Origin of the sequence: Streptosporangium sandarakinum, assembly GCF_050942225.1 — a bacterium.
In the GTDB taxonomy this organism is placed as follows: domain Bacteria; phylum Actinomycetota; class Actinomycetes; order Streptosporangiales; family Streptosporangiaceae; genus Streptosporangium; species Streptosporangium nondiastaticum.
Genome location: NZ_CP192034.1, coordinates 796,799 through 818,077, shown reverse-complemented (window position 1 = coordinate 818,077; position 21,279 = coordinate 796,799). Strand labels below are relative to the sequence as shown.

Here is a 21,279-nt window from a genome sequence, read left to right as displayed (position 1 = left end):
TGGGTCCCTCCCGTCAGGCTGCCAGTGGAGTTGCCGAAAGATCTCGCTGTCCTGCCGCTCTCGCCTCCGCCTGCTGCATGGCCATGCGCCATCGCTGGCGTTCGGCGATCTGCCGGAGCAGGCGACGGGCACGGGGCAACAGGTCCGGGTCACCGGCCATGACCGGCCGCCAGGCGTACCCGTCGGCGGGCTGGTCGTCGGTGAGGCCGAGAGCTTCCAGCACCCAGGCCCGCCGGTCGGCCTTGTGCTCGCGCAGGGTCTTGCCGGACCACTTGCGGGAGACCAGGACGCGACGGCCCGCGTAGCCGAGGTGTTCGGGCTTGTGGGCCTTGGACCGGCAGGCACCGGGCCGCATGCCCGGCTTGGCGTTCTTGGGCTGCACGCCGTACCGGAGCCAGTTCGGGCAGGTCGGCGCGCACGGCTCGTAGCGCAGCATGTCGGCCAGGCGCTGCACGTGGCGCCGCTGGGCGTCGCTCTCCGGAGTGTGGCATTCGCCGACCGACTTGGTCAGGTACTTGCCGAGGTAGCGGATGCACTGGTCGGCGTCCGGGGTCCCGGCGAGCACGCCTTGAACGTCCACTTGGATGCCGAAGCGCAGTACGTGGAACGGCTCGGCGTCCTCGTCGGCGTCGAGCCGGTCGAGCTCCTGGTCCCAGGTGGGCAGCATCTCCCCCGTCACCGGGTCGAGGTAGTCGCCGGCCTGCCGGTCCGGGTACGGCTCCGCCCGCTCGGGCCTCTCCACCCAGACGGGCAGGTGATCGCCCTCGAAGACGACCGTCTCGACCGGTGGCCACCACACCTGGTGATAGGTCGCGGCGGCGATGGCCTTGACCTCCTTGCGTGGCAGGGTGCCCCGGATGGCCATGTGCAGGTGCGGGGCGAGCCGCCGCTGTGGTTCGACCGAGGAGAAGTACTGCACGTCGTAGCCGGCCACCCTCCGGAGGTTCTGCACGAACCGGTCGACGAGCTTGGAGAAGTGCAGCGCGTCGCGGGCCGCCCGCACGTAGTCATAGGTGTCCGGGTCGACGGGGGTGCCGTCCCGCCGGACCCGGCCGTAGCTGGGCAGGGTGAGCGTGACGAACAGCGACGGCCGGTAGGTCCTCCCGTCCGAGGCCCTATATATCTGTCCCACGGTCCGGGCCTCACGGGTCCGCCTGGGCAGATCCGGGGCGTCCTGCCGCCGCCGGGTCGAACGGGTGCGCTTGGGCCGGTCACCCGGCAGTACCTCACCGCGGACCCCGGCCGCCCTGATCCGCGCGTCCAGGTCGGCGATGACCGCGTCAAGCTCGGCGGTGGAGTCGCCGGCCCTCTCCGCTCGGTCGCGTGCCGCCTGGATGTCCGCCCGCTGTTCGACGAGCCGCCGCTGTTCCTCGTCGGGATCGTTCCTGACGATGACCGGCTCGTGGTCGAGGTGCCATCCCTCTCGGCACTGGGCCATGCGGAGCTGCCGGTTCCGCTTGGCGCAGGCCGGACACTTGCTCTCCAGGGTCGCGCCACACGGCACGTCGATAATCTCGGCCCTGCCGGTCGCGAGGTCGATCCGCTTGAGCGGCACCGGCCGGATGCAGACGCCGTTCTGTACGGCCACCGCCTCCAGGACCTCCAGGGCGGAGGGCAGGACGGTCTTCACCAGCCGGGCCGGAGGGGTCGAAGGTACGGTCTGCGCGTCGGTCACTCGCACTCTCCGATCTCCGGGACGAGAAGCGCGCTCTGCCCGCACCCCTGGCACTCGACCAGGCCCCGGACAGTGTCGAGCCAGAGCGCGTTGAGGAGGCCGCAGGCCGAGCAACGCAGGCCGTCGAGGAAGTGGGCCAGGGTCACGCGGCCTCACCCCTGACGAAGTCGCGGGCCATGTCGCGGATGTCGGCGTCGGAGACGTAGGCCGCGCGGACCCGGATCGGGTCGGGGCTGGTCTCCAGCCGGACGTAGCCGACGCCCGCGCCCTGCTCCGGGATCGGGGAGATGTGATCGGCCAGCGCGCCCCGGTCGCGAGCACCGTCACCGAGAACCATGTCCACCTGTTCGGACTCGTCGAGCCGGAGCGCGATCTTGTCGGGGAACAGGTTGCGGATGTTCATGACCTCCTTGCGCGGGTCCTGGAGCGCGGCCAGGACACCGATGCCGACCGCCCGGCCTTGCGTGGTCAGGGTGGCGAGCGCGGCCGTGATGCGTTGCCGTAACCCCTTGTCGGACTGGTAGGCGGTCAGGAACGCCACCTCATCGACGATCACCAGGACGAACGGGTCGTCCACGGTCGGGATGTGACTGCGCTGGACCCCGGCGAACCGGGCCGCCCGTTCCTGCATGACCGAGACCGCCTCGTCGAGCAGGTCGGCGCACTCCTTGGGGTCGGCCGCGTACCGGTCGCCGAAGATGGCCCGGCCGTAGGACAGCTCCATGAGCTTGGGATCCAGCGCCCACAGCTCCACGAGCCCGGCCCGGACGGCGGGGAGCAGCCCGCGAACCGCCGACCAGATGACCGAGCCCTTGCCCGCCCCGGTGGCCCCGGCGACCAGGACATGAGTCCCGTGGACCTTGAGCCGCCAGGGCTGCCCGTTCTCCTGCGCGCCGACCTCGACCGGGCCGACCGAGGGTGTCTCGGAAACAGAGACGGCCGAAAGCGGTACGGCCAGCGGATCACACCGGGGGAAGGTGAGCAGTAACCGGCCGGCACGGGCCACGGTGACCCGGCAGGAGACGGCGCCGAAGCCGTGCGCCAGGTGTTCGGTCCGGTCGGCCCAGTCCTTGACGGCCTGCCCGCTGAGCATCCTCACCGTGACCACGTCGGCCCACGAGGTACAGGTGACCTTGAGCAGGCGGGGCAGGCAGTCACGCCCGCGGAGGTGACGACCCAGCCCGGAGACGATCATCACCGGTTGCCAGTGCCGCCGGTAGACCCAGACGAGCCGCCACCAGGCCAGCAGCCGCCAGCCGATCCAGGTGTTGAAGGTGGGCCGGTCGAACAGCGCCCAGGGGATCAGGACGGAGAAGGGGAACGTGACCGCCGCCAGGGTGACGCGCCAGCCGTACAACCACGTGAGGACCACGGGAGCGGCGAGCAGCGCCACGGCGATCGGGTAACGCCAGACGAGCCGGACGAGCCCGGCCAGGAGCCGCCACACGAAGATGACGATGGTGATGACGGCCGGAGTCTGGACCACGGCCGGCCGGAAGACGACGGCGGTGTCCGGGGTGGTGGAGACGAGGTTACGGGCCTCGTCGCCAGGCAGTTTTTTGAACATTAGGCTTGAGCCCTCTCTTGATACGCATCCAGGGAGATGAGGGGCCGCCGGAAGGACCAGTTCCAGCGGCCCCGCTTCATGCGTCAGGCCGCGATGCCCTTGCCGTCGACCAGACCGTGGAAGGAGCGCTCGACCGACCGCGCGAAGGCGTGAGCCTCGCGGGCGAGCTGGTGGGCGAACTCGACGTCGGCCGCGGTGACCAGGTCACTGGCCGAGGTGGTGACCAGGACCGAGACGGCCCCGAAGTCGAGCGCCAGGACCGGCGTGCGGGCCGGGTAGGGGTGGCTGGTCGCGCGGGCGCCGCGACCGGTGTTGAGGTTGATGATGCTGACACGGTGGTTCCTGCGACGGGTCATCAGGCGACGTCCTTTGCGGGGGTGACGGTGTTCTTGGCGGGAGCGGCACCGGTACGGGGAGCCCGCATCTCGCGAACCTTGATCGAGTAGGCGAGACGCCCGGTGCCGTTGACGTACGGCGTGACGGTGACGTGGTCGAACTCGACCGGCGTGAAGGGCAGGCCCGGCATGGGGGCCGGCGGCACGGGCTGGACCGGAGCAAGGATCTTGACCGCGACGGTCTTCTGTCCCGGCTTGACGGCCGGGTCGGCGTCCATGACCGCGACCTGCCACACCAGCTCTCCGGTGGACTTGTCCCGGGCCTGGACGAACCGGCCGTTGGTCGAGGCGTCGAAGTCCTTGACCGCCTCGACCTCCCCGACGACGTAGCAGCCGTGCGGGAAGACCTGGTCGAAGGTGACGGGGATGGGGCCTTGCAGAGCCATGGTGGTCTCCTCCTGTCGTCTGATAGGCACTTGACCTATCAAGTGCTCTGAGAGTACGACGGCTCAACTTGGTAGGTCAAGTAACTAGGTGAAGTTGTTCGACCGGGCAGGCTTGCTCAGGCAGGTATGCGGGTTTTGCTGCTATCCGCCCCACCGTTGCGGTGAATAATCTCGATCATGAAGTCCGATGGCACCCGACAGGGCAACAGCGCGTGGCCGCTCTGGCTGGGCATCTCTTGGTTGGTCGGGGCGCTGGTCCTGGTCATGCTGACCGTCACGGACGACTTCATGGAATGGTGGGAAGCAGACGACATCTTGATGTGGAGCCCGGGACTCAGCGCCTTGTCGCCCGATCCCCTCACCCGCGCCGAAGTCCTCGCCATCGTGGCCCTGGTCGTCGGCGGCGGCATACCGGTGATCGGACTTGCAGTCGCCCTGATGAGGAGAAGGATGGTGGTAACGACGGTGTTCGCCGCCTCGTTGGCGGTCCTGGCGATCGCTGTCGTCCGCCTGGCTCCGGGGCCTTTCGGCCACCGCTACATCGATTACGCGTTCGTCGCTCCCTCGATTTGCACGGCACAGCCGAACAGCACCACACAGGTGCCCTGGTTCTGCGAGTGAGGAGCGACAGCGTTCGCCGTTCGGAGCCGACAGCGTGACCCCGAAAGCCCGCGTCCGGCTATCAGCCGATCGGGTAGGCGTCTTCCAGCTCGTGCCGGTCGGCAGGGAGCAAGACCTCCACCACGGCCAGCGCCGTACCCGAGGCGTCCCGGACCGCGCCGTAGACGGCCAGTAGCGGTGTGTTCTTCGGCATGCCGAGCCGCTTGGTCTCGTCGGCCGTGGGCATGCGTGCGGTGATCTGCTCCACGATGTGATCGAACCGCACGCCCTTGCGAGACTGGAGATGTTCCCGGAGACCCTGCGGAAGCGGTTCGGCGCTGGTCAGGTCGGTGCCCTGGGACAGCTCCACCGGCACCCACAGCGAGACCATCTCGGTCGGCTCCCCGTCCCGGCTGATCAGCCGGCGGCGGAGGAACGCCTTACCCTTCGACTCCAGACCGAGCAGGGCAGCGATGCGGTTGGGAGCGGTGAGCGCCGCCGCCTCGATCACCTCACCCTGAGACGCGCTCTCCGGAGCGATCAGGTACGCCTGTCCGGGCCGGGGCTGTTCCGCCGAGGTGAGCGCGGGACGGCCGCGGACGAACCGGCCCTTGCCCTGCTGGGACTCGATCCAACCCTGTTCGCGCAGGACCCGCAGGGCGGCGACCACGGTGGGCCGGGAGACACCGAACTCTTGAATGAGCTGGTTCTCGCTCGGCAGGAGCGATCCGGGCGGGTAGGTTCCCGCCTCGATCCGCCGTTGGAGCGTCTGCACAAGCTGCGCATACTTCGGCGGTACGGACTCAAGCGACATCATGACCGTCCTGCACCCGACAGGTTGTTTTACCAAGTTTGAGCGTATCGCCGTGACGCCCTCTTGTCACCCGGACGAAGGTGGCGCGACAGACATGAGGCAGCCCCGGCAGGCAGGAGAGACGGGGGAAAGACGCGCGTACAGGGGGTGGGCCGCGCGGCCATGCTCTACTGCCTGCCGGGGAGCCGGGGGACACGGCGAGGAAGGGGTAACGCCCTTCCGGCCCCCTCCAGCCGGCGGACTCGCCGCCTCGCCGTGCCCGTCTCAGCGACCGACGTAGTCGGCCAAGACCTGTGCGGCGCCCTGGAGGTCACTCACCGGGTGACGCTTCTCCGCGGACTGCCAGGAGTAGTAGGCCCCGCCGTACCCGACGAAGACCCACACGGGAAGGCCGGCCCCGCCGGGACGGTGGACCATCAGGGCGCTGTCGTTGTCGCGCAGCTCGGCGTGGACCTTGTGCGTGAGCAGTTCATCGCGCAACCGGGTGAGCGCGAACGCCTCACGTTGCTGACGCTGGTGCTCGGTGAAGGCCGCGGCGGCTTGCATGATCGGATTCATCTGGCGTTCCCTTCGACCCGGCCGCTTGCGAGGCAGTCGAGACATTCCTGTTCTCCGTACGTCTCGTGGTCATCGCTGCTCTCGCCGAGGAGAAGTGCACGGCGCGAGCTGCGCAGTTTGGTTCCACGTCCCCGGCACGCAGGGCACGGGCGTGTCGCGCTGTTCTCGTCTGGCCGGGTCACCGTCGCCATCTCCTCGATTTGATCCGCGCTCCCTGCGGCGGAAGGCGGGCTGACGTACCGTGGTTGCTTGATGGCAAGTCCACCGGCAAATCGTGATCGCTAGGACCCCGAAAGACCCCCCTTCTTTCCCCCTCTTGAGCCCCCAGCCGGGAGGAAGACCCGAGATGCCCGACAACATCCCGAACGTCCAACTCCGGGCCTGGCGCAACGAGCACCAGCTCACTCGCGCCGACATGGCCGACCGGATCAACGCCACCCCGACCGGCATCGCCGAACGCCTGGCGTGCGATGAGGAGCGGATCAGGCGATGGGAGGCCGGCGAAGTCTCCTGGCCGCACACCTCCTACCGGCGCGCCCTCACCCAGTTGACCGGCCTGCAACCCGAAGCCCTGGGGTTCCGCCAGAACCGGCGCGGCCAGGGTCGCCTGATCGAGGCGACGACCATCGTGCCGATGGACGCGCTCCGCGCCGAGGCCGACCTGTACGGGACCATGGAACTCGCCCAGCAGCTCCAGGCGTCCGACGTCGGAACCGGCACGCTCGAAGCACTCGCCGAGGCCGTCGACCTACTGTGCCGGGCCTATCCGGTTGTTCCCGCCGCCACGTTGCGCGACCGGACACAGAAGCGCCTCGCGCAGATCACCCGCCTGCTGTCCGGCCGGATCACCCTCGACCAGCATCGCGAACTCCTGGTCATCACCGGATGGCTGACCGCGCTCCTGGGATGCGTGCATTACGACCTGGGCGAGCGGGAGGAGGCCGAGACCGCCCGCCGTACCGCCTATGAGATGGGCCGCCAGGTCGGGCACGGGGAACTCATGGGCTGGGCCTACGAGATGTCAGCATGGTTCGCCCTGGTCGAAGGCCGCTATGAGGACGTGGTCACCGCCGCCCGCATAGGCCAGGCCGCAGCCGGCCAGTCCAGCGCCATGGTGCAACTCACCTTGCAAGAGGCCCGCGGCCTGGCCCGCATCGGCGACCGCCGCGAAGCCGACAAGGCCCTCACCCGAGGCGCCGACATCCTTGCCAGGCTTCCGCTTCCGAGCAACCCCGACCATCACTTCGTGTTCGACCACGCCAAGTGGGTCTTCTACGCCGCCACCGCCTACACCTGGCTGGAAGACAACGACCGGGCCGAGGAACACGCGCTGGAGACGATCCAGATGCACACCCGCCCGGATGGCACTTCCAACGCCCCCATGCGAGTCGCCGACGCTCACATAGACCTCGGCATTGTCCACGCCCGACGCGGAGACCTTGATGCCGCAGTCGAACAAGGCATGAACGCGTTTGATATCGAACGTAAGTCTCTCACTGACCTAGTCAATCGAGCTGGAGACTTGGATCGAGTTCTCCGCCAAAGCTACCGAAGAGAAGCTCTTGCTGAAGAGTTCCACGAGCGGTTTCTTACGGCCCGTCGAGCTCTAGCTAATCGACGCCCCGACCTTCTGGATTAGCCGCAATATTGAACGCACACAGAATCGTAAAACGAAATTAGATGAGCACGTCAAGATTTTCCACGCACCCTCTGTCACTGAACATATTTTGTCATGTTTATATAGCTATAAGTAGATTTCTATTCAATTAACCCTTTCTGTGCATGCAAGAGAAAAGAGAGTCGGCAGAGAATTGCATAAAATCTATTAACCGGCATTTTCTGGATCTTCTCGATCAAACCCATCAATCGACGATATACCTTTGCTATCCCATCCCGCTTGTCCACGCAGCAGCGCTCGCCCCGCGGCCAGCATAGAATGGATTTCTCGCGCAGTAACAGGGATAGAGTGCTCGTCACGACGCCTTACGATAGATATCAATCCCTTCTGATATTTACCATCGAAGAACGCCCCCTGAACCAGAAATGGCTTACTCTCCTCCAGTTGCGGTGGCACAAATATGCACAGAATCTCTCCGGCGTCGAAAGGGACACTTTCGAACTGAAGGTCTGATATTGGAGGATGAATGCGTGAATCAATGGTTTGATAATAGCGAGAAATCCTATCTCCATCTACAGGGATAGGGGAGATATCAACAATTAGGTCTTGACCGTCTATTTTTTTAGAACGCATACCTACTAGCAACAACCCGCCATGTTCGGAATTGGAAAATCTTGCAATATCTTCGGCAAGTTCACACTGCCACTCCTTATCTCGCTTCATCTCATAAGGCGCAGACTTCACTTCAAGAGAAGCCGACTCTGGCATGTTTATTATATTCTTAATTCCGCCGAGTTTGACCATCTCGAACAGGGCACCAGGGCTCGACTGCATTCTCTTTGGAAAGAAAGTGGTTCGAGCGATTTCATGGCGATGTGCCGCCAATTTTTCCACGCTTAAATCAAAGGATGAGACCATCGCATGCAAACCCCACTCCTTGACATCTTTATCAAGGTTACGAACAATCATTTGCTCTTCTATTCCATAGATATCCAAAAGCTCGTGTCCCAAATTCCGCAGACTGCTGGAAAAATGATTTATCAACGATCGCGATGTCTGTCTAGCAAGAGCCGACACGCTGGTCGCAAATATCATCTCACCACTTGAAGCAATGTAAAGCGTTAAATCTACATCCTCTTCCCAAGCCAGCGGATCTATATCAATAAAAACTGATGCGATTATGTCAAACCCGCAAATCTCGTGCGACCCACTCCGATCGGATGAATCAAGGCTGTCAATATAATTCCGCACGATGAGAGCGACATCTTTTAAAGATAGTGTCGACACATCGTTCAGCATTGCAGTGAAGTCGAAATTATTTTTCGGATAGCTTTGACGAATTCCCGAGCCTTCGAGGTAAATTGTCAAGACAAAATCCTTTCCAACAGCCGACATCCGTCGAAATTATTTAACATCTATGGCGTAGACCTATCAATACCTCATGCTCCCTGGCCGTCATTAAGGGCCACTGACCACCATAGAGGAACTGTCGAATTGTTCAACGCTGCTGCGTTTGGAGGTGAGGCCTCGCGTCAAGATGCCGGATCTGGCAGGAGAGCGTGGGGGCGGTCCATCAGCGCATCGTCCAGGCAGACGCCGCTTTCCATCTCGATCACGGCCAGGCACGCTGCGGTGATGTCCACCCCCGCCTCCGCCTCCGCCTCACGGTCATAACCTGTCAGGAGGAGCTCGGTGTAAGCGCTCAGGGGACCGAAGCAATCCGTCCAGTCGGTGAAGGGAATCCAGCCCGGCTCCGGGTGCTCGAGGAATCCCTCGGCGTCTCCGTAGCGGACGTGCATGACCGTGTTGCCCTCGATGTCGAGTGACAGATACCAATGCCGGAACCCCTCGCCGGCAAGTCGATCGGTCAGCTCCTTGCGCTCATCCTCCGGATAGGCCCAATCCAGTGTCACGATGCCGGCACCAACCTGGTAGAGGTGCAGACCGCGACCAATGGGCTGTTCGAGGGCTCGCAGTGCAGCGGGATCAGCTCCCAGACGACGTACGGCATCCTCAACAGTGAGGACGCCGACATCGGGGATCGTCACCGTGTAGGCGAAGTCCTCCATGCCGCAAAGACTCAGCATGTCGTCATAGCGGGTGATGCTTTCGTCAAGCATGAACGGAACAACCCTTCTGAGCGGCCTGGATGAACTCTTCGAAGCGGGTCAAGTCTGCTGCCCCATCGGCGGAAGCAGTCGGGTGGCGTTCAAGATCCTTCAGTGCCGAGCAGATGCCGGGTCTTGGCGTACGACCGCGCATCCAAACGCAAAGGCGTTGTCGAATTGTTCTCATAGGGATCAAGGAGGCGGCGCTGCGCGCCGCCTCGCGGCCCTACGTCCGCTCGGCGGCCGGGCATGCGGCCTGGGGGCCGGTCCCGGCCGCCGGCGACTCGGGTCGCCGCGAACCGCATCCTTACTCCGATCCGAGTCAACGACGCCACCACATCCACCAAGGACGAGGCTCCTGCACCGGGGCCTCCCGCTCCTCCCGAGCACGGAACTCCGGCACCACCGACAGCGCCGCCTCGTACTGGACCCTGTCGAACACGAACGGACCGAGGCCGATGAAGTCGCCGTAGTCGACCTCATCGCGATAATCGGTCTGCCACCCCAGATCCCGCCAGACCACCTGATCGGAGAAGACCTCCACCACCGCGGTCAGGGCGCCGCAGCCGAGATCACCACACTCCGGGCACACATACAGCGGCACCCTGCCGTCATCCAACGGCGACGCACACCGCCCCAGCATCCAGCCCACAGCGTCATCATCCTCAAGCGCAGGCGCCAGCCACAGGGCCGAAGCCATATCCGCGTTCCCGGGATTGCGCTCTGCCACGATCTCCAACAGCGACCTGCCGTCAACCACGAAGTCCAGGAAATGACACTCGGAGCGATACGTGCCTCTGCTGCCCTTCTCATAGGACCGAACCCGGCGCACCAACGACAACGAACTGGTCATACCGCCAGTCTTCCAGCGCACCACTCCACCGATCGAAGCAATACTTCTCGCCTCCGGCGGAGGCGCTCCGGCTCCGGGATGACTGCCTCGGGCGTGCTCATCACCTCCGGCCTGTCGGTGGCTGGGGTAAGGGTCTGCTCATCCCGTCTGCCGTCGACCCGGGACAAGCCGAGCGGGGCAGGGCTTGGGGGTCAAGGTCGTTCGTCCGGTAGGGCGCTCCACCTTGACCCCCAAGCCCTGCCCCGCTCCCCCTACGGGCGGGTCGACGGCAGACGGGATGAGCAGGCGGGGGGGTGTGCGCGTCGCGCAGGCAAGACCAGGTCACGAGCTGATCGCCGTGCCATTAGCGTGCCATTAGCCAGGGTGACGAGGGGTCAACCACGGTCACTCACGACCGGCCGAACGCCCAGCTCAACCGCCTCACAAGGCGCGAGTCATGCACTTCCCAAGCTGACAGCGCGGGTTCGATTCCCGTCACCCGCTCTCACTATGAAGACCCAGGTGGGGACAAGATCCCCGTCCGGGCCTTGGCTCATACCGCCGACCCTGGGCAGAAGGTCTCTGTCGGCGCGCAAGTACGGTCACTGCGCGCCCGGCCGAGGTGGAACGCAAGCGTGTGGGCAGTCATTCTCGACACCAGTCGTTCGCCCGGGCACGGAAGGGGACTCGCGCCCCGGTGAACTCGGGGCCGAGTCACCCCGACGTTGAAATGACGACCTGTCTCGGTGATCAGCCGCAGTGAGTCCAGCTCGATTGCCAGCCCTCACCAACACCGGCGCTGTTCGAAGCATGGCCTCCCCACGAGACGCAGGTGCCGGCAGCGTTGACCTTCACGGGACCGGCGTAGATCTTGTAGGAGCCGGTGTCACCAACCTTGCTGCCGCCCTTCCTTTGAAGGGTGGCCCCCGTAAGGGTGTAACCGCCCTGGTACTTGCTGCTCTTCCACGTCACCACACAGTTGGTGCTGCCGTTGTAGAGCAGGTAAATCGTGGCGAGCCCGCTGATGGCGTGGCTGTCGATGACGCGGTAGCTGCCGCCGCCGCACGCCGCGGTCGGCGATGACGCGGCCATTGCCGGGCTGCTCATGACCACGGAACTGGCAAGTGCGACTGCCGTGGCGACCGTGAACACCGCTGCCTGCTTGAATCTACGCATTGTCTGGCTCGCTCTCCTCAAGATCATACTTTGACGCTGGGCAGCGTAACGGATCGTCACCATGCATCGTGACGAAGCTAGACATTTCGTAGAGCCTCACTCCGGGCTGCGGCTCATTCTGGGTGCGCCCATACTTAAGATCATGGAACTGACCACGCCTAGGCTGCTGCTGCGTGACTTCCGTGCCAGTGATCATGCGGCCGTGCACGCGTTCGCCGGCGACCCAGAGGTGACCCGCTACACCGACTGGCCCGGGATGCACGCGTCGCGCGAGAAACACCAGGTCGCAGACTGATCACCGGGCCATTAGCGGGCCATTAAGAGGGGTGACGAGGGGTCAACCACGGTCACTCAGGACCAGCCTTCCGCCCAGCTCAGTGCCCCAGCGGGCCGTGATCGATGCAGTTCCCAAGCTGACAGCGCGGGTTCGATTCCCGTCACCCGCTCCACCCAAAAGGCTCAGGTCAGGGATCAGATCCCGACCCGGGCCTTGTTTGTTTCCGGAGCTGTTCGATCTTCCCGTGCCATTAGCGTGCCATTGGCTCCTGATCAGCCCATCGGGATCAGCACTCCGGCCGGGCCGTCCTCGTCGTCATCACGCCCGAGGATCTGCCAGTCGATCGCCTCTGTGATCACCCTGTCGGCACCCCGTACGGCGTGCTGGTAGATCATCGCCGCGCGCACGTTGTCGTGTCCCACCCGGGCCATCAGGTCCTTGAGCCCGGCGCCCGACTCGGCGGCGAGCACGTTGCCCGTGTGACGCAGATCATGGAAATGCAGACCGGGCAGCCCCACCTCCCGGGCCACGTCCACCCAGCGCGTGCGAGTGTTGAAGCCGCTACGCCGCAGCGGACCACCTTTCATACCGGGGAACACGAGCGAGCCCGGATCGGCCTGAACATAGGTGTCCAGGTGCTCGCGCAGCGCCGAGACGATCCTCTGTGGGATGCCGACCACGCGCCGGCCCGCCTTGGACTTGGGCGGACCGAGGACCAGCTCCCCGGTCAAGGCGGCGGCGCGCCGCGCCGCCGTACCCGGCCCTCCGCCGCCCGCCGGCCGGGCGTGCGGCCTGGGGGCCGGTCCCGGCCGGCGGCGACCCGGGCCGCAGCCGCACCGCGTGCCCGCCGCACCTGCCGACGCACCGACCTCAGCGGCGCACCGCCGCTACGGCTCAGGCATAGACGAGCCCGCTCCGCTATCCGCCCCGTGTCATGCAACCGGTGCCGTGATCTACATCCAGGGCTGACAGGTAAGCGGAGCCATATCGGGCAGTTCTCCGCCCACAAGCTCACCGGAGAACCAGCCCCACAGGAACTCCGTCACCGTCATGTCGACCACCCGGTGACCGTGGTGACGCGGCCACAGAGCCACCGGCCACCGATCGGGCTCGCCTGCGGTCAGCCAGCCCAAGTGGTCACCGTCGACGGTGTTCCCCCATGACAGGAACCCACCCGGTTCCGGCCACGCCGCGAACGGATTGTCCTCGGGCCGCTGCGAGCGGAAGAAGCGATACTGATCGCCCATCTCCCTGGCCTCCGCGTCCTTGCTGAAGCCGTGCTCATCCCGCCGGGGATCTCCGATCCCCAGCCACTCGGAGAAGTCGCTCTGCCCATAGGCGTCGATGAACGCCGTGTAGTCCGCGGGCAACCGCGTACCCAGGTCCGCGAACAGCTCCTCCCAGCTCCCCAGGGCGAACAGCGGGTCCTCAGGCGGAGGCACAAGAGCGATGAGCCGCTCCAAAGCGCTCTGATCGTCACGCACGCACCGACTGTAGCCAGGCAACCCGACAAAGCAGCCCCCGCGAGGGCGCTCCGGCTCCGGGATGACCACCAAGGACGCGACCATCCCTCTCGGCTTGTGACCGGCTGAGGTAGGGGCCTGCTCATCCCGTCTGCCGTCGACCCGGGACAAGCCCTGCTCCGCTTCCCCTGCGGGCGGGTCGACGGCAGACGGGATGAGCAGGCGAACGGGGTGTGCGCCGCGCAGGCAAGACCAGGTCACGAGCTGATCGCCGTGCCATTAGCCAGGGTGACGAAGGGTCAACCACGGTCACTCACGACCGGCCGAACGCCCAGCTCAACCGCCTTACGAGGCGCGAGTCATGCACTTCCCAAGCTGACAGCGCGGGTTCGATTCCTGTCACCCGCTCCACTCGAAAGGCCCAGGTCAGGGATCAGATCCCGACCCGGGCCTTGATTGTTTCCTGAGCTGTGTACCCGCTCACCGAGGGCATTGCGGCGGGTTGGGACCGCCCCGTCGATCGGGAACATGTCTCGCGGCTCATGACCGCTGCCGGGGTCGTGGCGGTCGGGGTGCCTTCGGTGGCCACCTTCGTTGCAGCACGGAGTGGCCGGAAGACCGCCGTATGGCTGTTCGGCATCGGGACGATCTTGTCCTTGCTGATCGTCCTCGCCTTCATCGTGAGCGACTAGAACAGCCTCTCGGCGCGCCGGCACCCGTCTTGCCGTGCCGAGTGTAACGGCAACGCGGAGGACAGACGCAGAGACGGCTCGCGGTTACGAACGACGAACGTAAGCGGCGGTGATCTGCTTCCTCTAACCTGCCGCCGTGCCCACCGACATTTACGGCTTCATCGAGGCTCGTCACCCGTCCGCTGCTGAAGAGTGGTACGAGGGAGAGCCGTGGTCAGTGGCCATGCCCCTCTATCCGCTGTACGACGGTGATGACCACGTGGCGTTCGGTTGCCTCTTCGGCGTCCGTAACCGGCTCGGCTGGACCCCGGTCGCGGCCGGCCGCGGTTTGCCGGCTGACGTGTCAGAGCATGTCCGTACCGATTACGAGGGTTCCGTAAGGGTTGATGCCGCCACGCATGGCTGCACGTGGGTCTCCTGGTCGGAGCTGCGTGATCTTGACATGTCCGCCCGCCCGGCCGCGCGCGGAATACTTCAGGTCCGCTCAGGGCCGGGCTCCTCGACCCACCGCATCCACAGGTATCGAATCGATGACCGGTGGCCCAGCGAGATGGTCGAGCGGTATGGCATGCCCCCTCTGGGAGACTCGCCTGTCGAGGCACCGGCAGGCCGCTGGGAAGCTGCCGGAGCGACACTTGAATACGGCCCGGTGACACGGCTGCACGCGCTGGGGCCGGGCACCGGGTGGGAACACGTCTTCGAGGTGATGCGAGCTCTGGCGGGGCGGTTCGGAGACGATGGCGTGCGACTGGTGGTCTGGTTCGATTAGAGGCCGATCATTCGATCGGATAGGCGTCTTCCAACTCGTACCGGTCCGCAGGGGGCAGTGCCTCCACCACGGCCAGCGCCGTACCCGAAGCGTCCGGGCGTGCGGTGTGGGCGCCGGTCCCGGCCGGCGGCGCCCCGGGCCGTAGCCTCACCATGCACCCGCCGTACCCGACGAGACTCGCCGACACCAGCGACGCGCCGCCGGTGAAACCACTCGGCCAAGCCATGGGCGGGCACATGGCCAGAGCGGCACTGATCGATGATCAGAGGGTGTCCCCGTATTCATCAACGTCGAGTTCCGCCCGAGTGGTCTGCAAGAAGTCGAGGACACGGCGGTCAAGGTGCCAGCCCAGTGGCCGGGGTCGAGTTGAAGCTTCTGTTGTTCGCTCTTCCTCGGAGTTCTCGTCATCGTCACCGAAGAAGCGAACCACCTGTAGGACGGCAGTGTGTCCGGGCTCATGCCGGTCCAGTTCGTCGGCGAGCGCTCCGATCGCTTGGGCGTACGGCTCCAGTCGGTCAACCAAAGCTGCGATCATGTCGTCAACGGGCAGGCTCGATCTGGGAACGTTGATCTGCCAGATGTGCACCGCTGGACGAGGGGGCTCAAGCCTCTTACCGGCTCGAATCGTGACCTCATCCGCCTCAAGACCCAGGCGCGTGGCCATCTCCTCTGCAGACATGCGTTCGCTCTTGAGAGCGAAGTACACGTACTGACCCACTTCCATGGGGCGACTCTAAACAGCCGAGAACCTCCGACTCACCTGAACGACCTGGAAAGATCAAGCGCCTGACTGCTATGCCTTCGTGGTGGTGCCGCACTCATACCGCCCTGACGATCGCCTGGCGATGGCTGATCTCCGTAAGAGGCTGGGAGCGAACGACGGTCCGGAGCCCGGTCGGCCACCGGCCTTCGGGATTCGGGAGGGCCGGGAACGTGCTCGAAGGGGCTGCTGGTGCTCCCCCGTTCGGGGGAGGCGCCTCCCCCGCTGTGGGGAATGACGTTCGACGTGCGGCTTCTACTCTCGTGATCATGGTTACCTCTGATCGCCGGCGACGCTGGCCGGCGTACGCGGTGGCGGTGCTGTTCCTCGGTTACGCCGCGGGGAAGGCCGCTTTTGCTCTGCAGGCCCGGCTCGGGTTCCCGGGCGGCCCTCCCGTGTCGGCTGCCGAGACCGGAAGCTATTTCATGGAGGCGGCCACCGCACAGTGGCTCGCAACCGCGTCCGGCGTGTTGGGTGCGTGCGTCGCCCTCGCCACGGTCACGACGCTGGGGCATCGGGTGCCGAGAACGTTGATGTTGCTCGTGCTGGCCGGGATGCTGCTGGCCGTCGGCGGCGGCGCGGGGATCATGATCGTGGACGGGTTCGTCGGCATCGGTGTGGGCTGGCAGTGGTACCACGGAGTCCTCGGAATCCTCGTGATCGGGCTGTTCCTGGAGATGACCCGGTCCTACGCGGCGGCGACGAGACGTGTCGCGGGCTGATCGCGCGCGGGTGGGCGCGTACGGGGCCGTGGTGTGCGCCGCGGCGTACGGATCGATGAAGTTCGCTCAGGCGCTGGGGGCCGATGCGCTGGCCGACAAGGACCCGCTGCCCCCGCACCTGCGCGAACGGTTGCTTGCCCGTGATCCCTTGTTCGTGGCAAGCCACTGGTTGCTGGCCGGTGCCGCAATGGTCGGTGTCATCGTCGCGCTGGCCACCGTGAGGCCCTGGGGTGCGGGAGTGCCGCGCCGGTTGCTGCTCGCGATCACCGGGACGCTCGGAGTCTTCATGATCGCCCGGTCGATCGGCGTGCTCGGGTTCGGCTTCGTCGGCGACGTGCTGCTGTTGACCGGGGTTCGCCCGCCCCCGGTCGAGCACGCCTCGCTGGCTCGCGACCTGGCGCGTTGGGATCTGCTGCTGTGGTCGCCGTTCTTTCTTCTCTGGGGGGTGTGCTGGGCAACGGCCGGATGGCGGCTGGGCAGAGCGAGCAGGGTCGTGCCCGTGAGGCGGTGTGAAAGCTCGACGAGGTAGGTGCCGTGGGCAAGACGTCATCCCGCGCACCGCTCGCCGCGGGATCCAATCCAGCCGGCGCCTGGGACGGCACCGCCGGGTCGTCGAGCGGACGGCCTCCTGACCGGCGGGATGCCCTCATTCACTACCGTCTGGTCACCGAATGAGAGGACGCACGAGGAGACGAGCACTCCCTGCTGGCACGTGTCCGCTCCTTCAGAACATCGGGACGGTCATCGCCACGCTGGTCTACGCCCACTGGACTCGCCCGCCGTACGGCGTCGGCGGTTGAGGATGATTGAAGGCATGCTGTCACCCCTTGTCAGCCGCGTCACCTATCTGCGGTGGGCCTGTCTCGTCCTCGGCGGAGCACTGCTGATGCCGTACATGATGGTGGGTTCCATGATCGGTGGCCTGACCGGGTTGTCGACCGCGTCAGGCGACTCGCTCCAGCCGCTGGTTTTCCTGGCGGTGCTGCCGCTGGTGGCACTGACCGGGCTGGTACTGCCGGTCCGGGCGCTGGAGGTGGCGGCGGCGCGTAGCCTGCTGGGCGCCGAGATCGACCCACTGCCCGCCGGGTGGGCGTCCGGGAGGCGGAGCTGGGGTGAGCGGCGGCGCACCGCCACCTGGTTCACCCTGCACCTGGGGGTCGGCGGGGTGATGGCGGGACTGACGCTGGCGACGGTTCCGTTCGTGGTCGTGGCGATTCTGCTGCCGGTCACCGGTGCCCCGTTCGACCTGTGGATCGTGTCCACCTTGCGGGCGGTCTGGTGGGGCGGCCCGCTGCTGGGCGTCGTCCTCCTGGTCGCGCTCGTCTACCTGATCGCCGGGGTGGGCGCGCTGCTGGCCCGGTCGGCGCCGAAGCTGCTGGGTCCCTCACCCGCCCAGCGGCTGGCGCTGCTGGAGGAGCGGGTCCACCGCCAGGCGGTCCGCAACGGCCTGGCCCGTGAACTGCACGACTCGATCGGGCACGCGCTGAGTGTGGTGACCGTGCAGGCCGGGGCGGCCGCCCGGGTCCTGGACCGCGACCCCGTGGCGGTCCGGGCCGCGCTGGGGGCGATCGAGGAATCGGCGCGCGCGGCGTTGGAGGAGCTGGACCAGGTGCTGGGGGTGTTGCGCGAACAGGAAGACGAGCCGTCCACGGCCCCGGCGCGGACGCTCGCCGACCTGAGCGGCCTGGTACACGGGACCGGCGCCGCCGCTGAGGTCACCGGCGATCTGGCCGCTGTGCCGACCGAGGTCTCCCGGGAGGTCTACCGGATCGCCCAGGAGTCGCTCACCAACGCCCTGCGCCACGGGACCGGTCCGGTACGGCTGGCGCTGGCCGTGCACGACGACCATCTGGAGCTCGACGTGCGCAACCCGGCGGGACGGGCGCCTGGCAGGAGTGGACGCGGCATCGGTGGCATGCGCGAGCGGGTCACGCTGCTGGGCGGCGACTTCGCCGCCGGTCCCGCGGATGGAGAGTGGCACGTGTCGCTACGGCTGCCACTTCGTCCCTGAATGGTGGTGGATAGTGTCGGGCGCATGCCGATTCGTGTGGTCATCGCCGATGACGAGGATCTGATCCGGACCGGTCTGCGGATCATCGTCAATGCCGAACCCGACCTGGAGGTGGTGGGCGAGGCGGCCGATGGAGCGGCGGTGGTGCCGGTGGTTCGGACGGCGCGGCCTGCCGTGGTGCTGATGGACGTGCGGATGCCCGCGGTGGACGGCATTCAGGCCACCCGGCTGCTGCTGGCGCTGCCTCAACCGCCCAAGGTCATCGTGGTGACCACCTTCAACAACGACGACTACGTATATGACGCGTTGCGCGCGGGGGCCAGCGGCTTCCTGCTCAAGCGCAGCCGGCCCGACGACCTGGTCCAGGCCGTCCGAATCGTCGCCGCCGGGGAATCGCTGCTGTTCCCGGCCGCGATCCGCGCGCTCGCCGCGAACCGTCGGAGCCGGTACGCCGCCACCCGTGCCGTCCCCGGGCTCGGGAAGCTGACCGCGCGGGAGGCCGATGTGCTGCGGTTGATGGCCTGCGGCCGATCCAACATCGAGATCGCCGCCGAGCTGGTCATCGGGGCTGAGACGGTGAAGACCCACGTCGGCAACGTCCTGGCCAAGCTGGGGGCGCGCGATCGCACCCAGGCCGTCATCACGGCCTACGAGTCCGGTTTCGTCTCCCCCGGCTGAGCTGAGGGGCCACGGTGCTTCCGGGCAGCGGAGTCGTCTGCCGCCTCTCCATGGCCACCGCCGAAAAAGCAAAGCCTTACTCGACAGCCTCACCAACGGCTTCAGCGAGGTGCTCAGCCTCTTCCCGGAGTTCTGAGCAACGGCGCACCAGCCGGTCGCGGCCTGAGTCACTGCCGAATTGTTCTCATGGGGTATCAAGCGGTGACGCGCCACCGATGCTCTCGCCGACCACCGGCCCCCGCCGCTCCGCTTTCTAGGCATGCATATGATCACCCTGTCGACAGGAGCAGGCTGTGATCTACTCCCCATTCGGGATCTTCATTCTTCTCGTGCTCATAGCGGCGGTCGTCATCCCCGTGGTGATAGTCATCGCGCTTGTCCGCCTCTTTCGAAGCTGACGCCTCCGGCGGGGGACTCCGCTCCGGGATGATCGCTACTGCCGATCGCGGAGCCGTAGTTGGCTGATGTGGGGCTGGATCTGCGGATGGCGTCTCCGCACTCTTTCGCTGCGATCTGCCGACATGGGGTGATCTTTGCTGTGAATGAGCCGGATGACGTCACTCCTCACGAGACAAAGAGCGACGTGGAGACCGTGAGGGTCTACGGGAATGTGGCCTTCACCCTTGGTGTGGCACTGGCCCTCTTGTTCCTTCAGCCGTGCCACTGCTCCGCGAGCAGTCCGTAGATCAGAGTGTCGGCCCACTCGCCTTTCATCCAGTAGTCCTGGCGCAGGTATGCCTCCTTGACCATGCCCACACGTTGGCACAGTCGCGCCGATGCCTCGTTCCGCGTATCGAGTCGAGCAATGACCCGGTGCATGCCGCAGCGCTCGAAGGCCACGCCGATGAGGGCTCGAACCGCCTCTGTGGCAAACCCGCGGCCCGACATCGATGGATGGAAAATCCAGCCCATCTCACCCCGAGACGACGGCGAGGACTGCCCCGAAGTGAACCGAGCGCGCCTCCTCACTCCCTCCTTGAGCGAGGGCCTCGCCTCCGGAACCATTGCCGCGATCGTAGGACGAGGTCGCGACTGGCTGAGGTAGAAGTCCTCTCATCCCGTCTCCATCGACAAGCGGGAGCACCGGGTTACCGTTCGCGCGTGGAAGCGACCTTCAGGTTGACTCGTCACGTCAGCGGATCAGGTCCGGGAGAAGTGTGCGCGTCCGCGCATGATCCGAATCCCGTCACCAACTCCCCACCAGGAGACCGACGACTTCCGGTCGGTCGGGTAACCCGCGTGTTCAAGCGCACGACCTGATGCCACACTGTCGCGGTGTCCCCAACCGACCTCAGTGAGACCGAATACCTTCGGCACATCGAGCACCTGGCGCGCGCCATTGTCGACGCGGCGGACGGCGAAGGGTGGCTCGCTCTCACCGGCGTCTCCGATGAAGCCACTCCCCTTCAGCGAGCAGTGATCGAAACGGCCCGTCACCTCCGTCACCATCACTTCGACGGGGACGGCTGCCTCGGCGGAGAGCTTCCGCTCATGAAACTCGCCGGAGTCATCATCCTCCGGCCGCATACCGTCCCCGCCGATATGGAAGAGAGCTACATCGAGATCTGCACCCGCCTGGGAGTCGAAGCCCGGCCCGAAGGATGGGCGATCTGGAACACCTGGGCCATGGACGGCCAGCCCATCTCGCTCGTCCTGGTCGACTCCGGCGGCACCGAAGGACTGCTCACGAACTGGTCACGCGGCATCGAGGTCTACCCGGTCACCCCGCTGCCGGCCCAAGTGGTCCTGACCCGGCAGGGGTGGGTCACCCCTATGACCCTGTCTCCAGCCGGTGCCCGGAGACTGGGGGCGACTCGACCCACCTACCAAACGCTCCCCATGAACCCCGATGCCTCCGGCGGGAGCGCTTCACCTGCGGGATGATCGAACGACTCCGGGCCATCGCCGCCGAGTCCGTCGTCAAGCCGATCTGGAGCCTTGATCGCCGTGTCGTCAGCGTGCCATCGACCAGGGTGACGAGGGGTCGACCACGGTCATTCATGACCGGCCGAACGCCCAGCTCAGACGCTCCACGAGGCGCGATCGACGCACTTCCCACGCCGACGGCGCGGGTTCGGTTCCCGTCACCCGCTCCATACGGAAGTCGGGTCCCCGACGGTCCGCGAGTACAGGTTCTGATCCTGGCCGACCTGATCAAGCCCGCGCCCTGAGAAAATC

General features: G+C 65.9%; 25 protein-coding genes and 2 pseudogenes. 11 read left to right on the top strand and 16 right to left on the bottom strand.

The annotated features are described in order from the left end of the window. Positions 1-13 precede the first annotated feature (13 nt). The 5 genes from ACQP10_RS03985 to ACQP10_RS03965 all read right to left on the bottom strand — a co-directional run bounded on the left by ACQP10_RS03985 (position 14) and on the right by ACQP10_RS03965 (position 4,023). Positions 14-1,675 carry a replication initiator gene (locus ACQP10_RS03985; protein ID WP_433540913.1) on the bottom strand — a complete coding sequence of 554 codons (1,662 nt, stop codon included), beginning with the start codon at positions 1,673-1,675 and terminating at the stop codon, positions 14-16. Continuing rightward, the gene (locus ACQP10_RS03980) at positions 1,672-1,821 is read right to left on the bottom strand and encodes a hypothetical protein (protein WP_433540912.1); all 150 of its coding nucleotides are present in this window, start codon (positions 1,819-1,821) and stop codon (positions 1,672-1,674) included. Before ACQP10_RS03980 ends, ACQP10_RS03985 begins: the two co-directional genes overlap by 4 nt. After that, positions 1,818-3,242 (bottom strand): FtsK/SpoIIIE domain-containing protein, encoded by a 1,425-nt coding sequence (locus ACQP10_RS03975; protein ID WP_433540911.1) that lies wholly within the window; start codon positions 3,240-3,242, stop codon positions 1,818-1,820. Before ACQP10_RS03975 ends, ACQP10_RS03980 begins: the two co-directional genes overlap by 4 nt. A gap of 83 nt (positions 3,243-3,325) precedes the next feature. Continuing rightward, positions 3,326-3,598, bottom strand: coding sequence for a hypothetical protein (locus ACQP10_RS03970; protein ID WP_433540910.1), 273 nt, complete (start codon positions 3,596-3,598; stop codon positions 3,326-3,328). Next, entirely contained in the window at positions 3,598-4,023 is a 426-nt protein-coding gene (locus ACQP10_RS03965) for a plasmid replication, integration and excision activator (RefSeq protein WP_362790863.1), read from the bottom strand. The genes ACQP10_RS03970 and ACQP10_RS03965 overlap by 1 nt, the downstream gene beginning before the upstream one ends. A 177-nt stretch (positions 4,024-4,200) precedes the next feature. Here ACQP10_RS03965 and ACQP10_RS03960 point away from each other — a divergent pair, with 177 nt between their 5' ends. Beyond that, positions 4,201-4,644, top strand: a complete 444-nt coding sequence (locus ACQP10_RS03960) for a hypothetical protein (protein ID WP_433540909.1) — start codon at positions 4,201-4,203, stop codon at positions 4,642-4,644. A 61-nt stretch (positions 4,645-4,705) separates the two neighbouring features. Here the strand turns inward: ACQP10_RS03960 and ACQP10_RS03955 are convergent, their stop codons facing one another. Beyond that, complete coding sequence (locus tag ACQP10_RS03955; protein ID WP_433540908.1) at positions 4,706-5,398, bottom strand: GntR family transcriptional regulator; 693 nt, start codon at positions 5,396-5,398, stop codon at positions 4,706-4,708. A 303-nt stretch (positions 5,399-5,701) separates the two neighbouring features. After that, entirely contained in the window at positions 5,702-5,995 is a 294-nt protein-coding gene (locus tag ACQP10_RS03950) for a hypothetical protein (protein ID WP_433540907.1), read from the bottom strand. Between the two features lie 346 nt (positions 5,996-6,341). Here ACQP10_RS03950 and ACQP10_RS03945 point away from each other — a divergent pair, with 346 nt between their 5' ends. Then, the gene (locus ACQP10_RS03945; RefSeq protein ID WP_433540906.1) at positions 6,342-7,634 is read left to right on the top strand and encodes a hypothetical protein; all 1,293 of its coding nucleotides are present in this window, start codon (positions 6,342-6,344) and stop codon (positions 7,632-7,634) included. Between the two features lie 186 nt (positions 7,635-7,820). Here the strand turns inward: ACQP10_RS03945 and ACQP10_RS03940 are convergent, their stop codons facing one another. From ACQP10_RS03940 to ACQP10_RS03925, 4 genes are all read right to left on the bottom strand, one after another. Then, positions 7,821-9,008, bottom strand: a complete 1,188-nt coding sequence (locus tag ACQP10_RS03940; RefSeq protein ID WP_433540905.1) for an AlbA family DNA-binding domain-containing protein — start codon at positions 9,006-9,008, stop codon at positions 7,821-7,823. A 137-nt stretch (positions 9,009-9,145) separates the two neighbouring features. Beyond that, positions 9,146-9,733, bottom strand: coding sequence for a hypothetical protein (locus ACQP10_RS03935; RefSeq protein ID WP_433540904.1), 588 nt, complete (start codon positions 9,731-9,733; stop codon positions 9,146-9,148). A 310-nt stretch (positions 9,734-10,043) separates the two neighbouring features. Continuing rightward, positions 10,044-10,574, bottom strand: coding sequence for a hypothetical protein (locus ACQP10_RS03930; protein WP_433540903.1), 531 nt, complete (start codon positions 10,572-10,574; stop codon positions 10,044-10,046). A 729-nt stretch (positions 10,575-11,303) separates the two neighbouring features. Beyond that, positions 11,304-11,729 carry a spore-associated protein A gene (locus ACQP10_RS03925; RefSeq protein WP_399499014.1) on the bottom strand — a complete coding sequence of 142 codons (426 nt, stop codon included), beginning with the start codon at positions 11,727-11,729 and terminating at the stop codon, positions 11,304-11,306. Between the two features lie 142 nt (positions 11,730-11,871). Here ACQP10_RS03925 and ACQP10_RS03920 point away from each other — a divergent pair, with 142 nt between their 5' ends. Further along, the gene (locus ACQP10_RS03920; protein ID WP_346017701.1) at positions 11,872-12,024 is read left to right on the top strand and encodes a GNAT family N-acetyltransferase; all 153 of its coding nucleotides are present in this window, start codon (positions 11,872-11,874) and stop codon (positions 12,022-12,024) included. A gap of 254 nt (positions 12,025-12,278) precedes the next feature. Here the strand turns inward: ACQP10_RS03920 and ACQP10_RS03915 are convergent, their stop codons facing one another. Together ACQP10_RS03915 and ACQP10_RS03910 are read right to left on the bottom strand one after the other, a co-directional pair. Next, the gene (locus ACQP10_RS03915) at positions 12,279-12,686 is read right to left on the bottom strand and encodes a tyrosine-type recombinase/integrase (protein WP_433540902.1); all 408 of its coding nucleotides are present in this window, start codon (positions 12,684-12,686) and stop codon (positions 12,279-12,281) included. 273 nt (positions 12,687-12,959) lie between these two features. Continuing rightward, complete coding sequence (locus tag ACQP10_RS03910; RefSeq protein ID WP_433540901.1) at positions 12,960-13,490, bottom strand: hypothetical protein; 531 nt, start codon at positions 13,488-13,490, stop codon at positions 12,960-12,962. Between the two features lie 449 nt (positions 13,491-13,939). Here ACQP10_RS03910 and ACQP10_RS03905 point away from each other — a divergent pair, with 449 nt between their 5' ends. After that, a complete protein-coding gene (locus ACQP10_RS03905) occupies positions 13,940-14,161 on the top strand; it encodes a hypothetical protein (protein ID WP_433540900.1) in 222 nt (73 codons plus the stop codon). A 136-nt stretch (positions 14,162-14,297) separates the two neighbouring features. Further along, positions 14,298-14,930 carry a hypothetical protein gene (locus ACQP10_RS03900; RefSeq protein ID WP_433540899.1) on the top strand — a complete coding sequence of 211 codons (633 nt, stop codon included), beginning with the start codon at positions 14,298-14,300 and terminating at the stop codon, positions 14,928-14,930. 7 nt (positions 14,931-14,937) lie between these two features. Here ACQP10_RS03900 and ACQP10_RS03895 read toward each other — a convergent pair whose 3' ends face one another. Beyond that, entirely contained in the window at positions 14,938-15,156 is a 219-nt protein-coding gene (locus tag ACQP10_RS03895; RefSeq protein ID WP_433540898.1) for a hypothetical protein, read from the bottom strand. Positions 15,157-15,192: 36 nt separating this feature from the next. Further along, entirely contained in the window at positions 15,193-15,654 is a 462-nt protein-coding gene (locus tag ACQP10_RS03890) for a DUF4279 domain-containing protein (protein ID WP_389991306.1), read from the bottom strand. A 305-nt stretch (positions 15,655-15,959) separates the two neighbouring features. Between ACQP10_RS03890 and ACQP10_RS03885 the strand changes: the two genes are divergently transcribed. From ACQP10_RS03885 to ACQP10_RS03865, 5 genes and pseudogenes are all read left to right on the top strand, one after another. Then, the gene (locus tag ACQP10_RS03885; RefSeq protein ID WP_346017711.1) at positions 15,960-16,412 is read left to right on the top strand and encodes a hypothetical protein; all 453 of its coding nucleotides are present in this window, start codon (positions 15,960-15,962) and stop codon (positions 16,410-16,412) included. Positions 16,413-16,467: 55 nt separating this feature from the next. After that, positions 16,468-16,941 (top strand): DUF3995 domain-containing protein, encoded by a 474-nt coding sequence (locus ACQP10_RS03880; protein WP_433540897.1) that lies wholly within the window; start codon positions 16,468-16,470, stop codon positions 16,939-16,941. Next, a pseudogene (locus ACQP10_RS03875) lies at positions 16,925-17,035 on the top strand (IS5/IS1182 family transposase); the annotation flags it as partial. The gene ACQP10_RS03880 and the pseudogene ACQP10_RS03875, both read left to right, overlap by 17 nt. Positions 17,036-17,226: 191 nt before the next feature. Next, the gene (locus ACQP10_RS03870; RefSeq protein ID WP_433540896.1) at positions 17,227-18,423 is read left to right on the top strand and encodes a sensor histidine kinase; all 1,197 of its coding nucleotides are present in this window, start codon (positions 17,227-17,229) and stop codon (positions 18,421-18,423) included. Positions 18,424-18,447: 24 nt separating this feature from the next. Continuing rightward, positions 18,448-19,101 (top strand): response regulator, encoded by a 654-nt coding sequence (locus tag ACQP10_RS03865; RefSeq protein WP_433540895.1) that lies wholly within the window; start codon positions 18,448-18,450, stop codon positions 19,099-19,101. Between the two features lie 756 nt (positions 19,102-19,857). Here ACQP10_RS03865 and ACQP10_RS03860 read toward each other — a convergent pair. Continuing rightward, a pseudogene (locus ACQP10_RS03860) lies at positions 19,858-20,013 on the bottom strand (GNAT family N-acetyltransferase); the annotation flags it as partial. A 363-nt stretch (positions 20,014-20,376) separates the two neighbouring features. Here ACQP10_RS03860 and ACQP10_RS03855 point away from each other — a divergent pair. After that, the gene (locus tag ACQP10_RS03855; RefSeq protein ID WP_346017715.1) at positions 20,377-20,985 is read left to right on the top strand and encodes a hypothetical protein; all 609 of its coding nucleotides are present in this window, start codon (positions 20,377-20,379) and stop codon (positions 20,983-20,985) included. Positions 20,986-21,279: the final 294 nt, after the last annotated feature.

Bases quoted from the DNA above. Each gene is read 5' to 3' on its own strand.
- ACQP10_RS03895 (WP_433540898.1), bottom strand. From the start codon at position 15,156: ATGGCTTGGCCGAGTGGTTTCACCGGCGGCGCGTCGCTGGTGTCGGCG.
- ACQP10_RS03935 (WP_433540904.1), bottom strand. From the start codon at position 9,733: ATGCTTGACGAAAGCATCACCCGCTATGACGACATGCTGAGTCTTTGC.
- ACQP10_RS03950 (WP_433540907.1), bottom strand. From the start codon at position 5,995: ATGAATCCGATCATGCAAGCCGCCGCGGCCTTCACCGAGCACCAGCGT.
- ACQP10_RS03965 (WP_362790863.1), bottom strand. From the start codon at position 4,023: ATGGCTCTGCAAGGCCCCATCCCCGTCACCTTCGACCAGGTCTTCCCG.
- ACQP10_RS03920 (WP_346017701.1), top strand. From the start codon at position 11,872: ATGGAACTGACCACGCCTAGGCTGCTGCTGCGTGACTTCCGTGCCAGT.
- ACQP10_RS03865 (WP_433540895.1), top strand. From the start codon at position 18,448: ATGCCGATTCGTGTGGTCATCGCCGATGACGAGGATCTGATCCGGACC.
- ACQP10_RS03945 (WP_433540906.1), top strand. From the start codon at position 6,342: ATGCCCGACAACATCCCGAACGTCCAACTCCGGGCCTGGCGCAACGAG.
- ACQP10_RS03890 (WP_389991306.1), bottom strand. From the start codon at position 15,654: ATGGAAGTGGGTCAGTACGTGTACTTCGCTCTCAAGAGCGAACGCATG.
- ACQP10_RS03880 (WP_433540897.1), top strand. From the start codon at position 16,468: ATGAAGTTCGCTCAGGCGCTGGGGGCCGATGCGCTGGCCGACAAGGAC.
- ACQP10_RS03970 (WP_433540910.1), bottom strand. From the start codon at position 3,598: ATGACCCGTCGCAGGAACCACCGTGTCAGCATCATCAACCTCAACACC.
- ACQP10_RS03925 (WP_399499014.1), bottom strand. From the start codon at position 11,729: ATGCGTAGATTCAAGCAGGCAGCGGTGTTCACGGTCGCCACGGCAGTC.
- ACQP10_RS03870 (WP_433540896.1), top strand. From the start codon at position 17,227: ATGCTGTCACCCCTTGTCAGCCGCGTCACCTATCTGCGGTGGGCCTGT.
- ACQP10_RS03940 (WP_433540905.1), bottom strand. From the start codon at position 9,008: ATGTCGGCTGTTGGAAAGGATTTTGTCTTGACAATTTACCTCGAAGGC.
- ACQP10_RS03885 (WP_346017711.1), top strand. From the start codon at position 15,960: ATGGTTACCTCTGATCGCCGGCGACGCTGGCCGGCGTACGCGGTGGCG.
- ACQP10_RS03975 (WP_433540911.1), bottom strand. From the start codon at position 3,242: ATGTTCAAAAAACTGCCTGGCGACGAGGCCCGTAACCTCGTCTCCACC.
- ACQP10_RS03930 (WP_433540903.1), bottom strand. From the start codon at position 10,574: ATGACCAGTTCGTTGTCGTTGGTGCGCCGGGTTCGGTCCTATGAGAAG.
- ACQP10_RS03960 (WP_433540909.1), top strand. From the start codon at position 4,201: ATGAAGTCCGATGGCACCCGACAGGGCAACAGCGCGTGGCCGCTCTGG.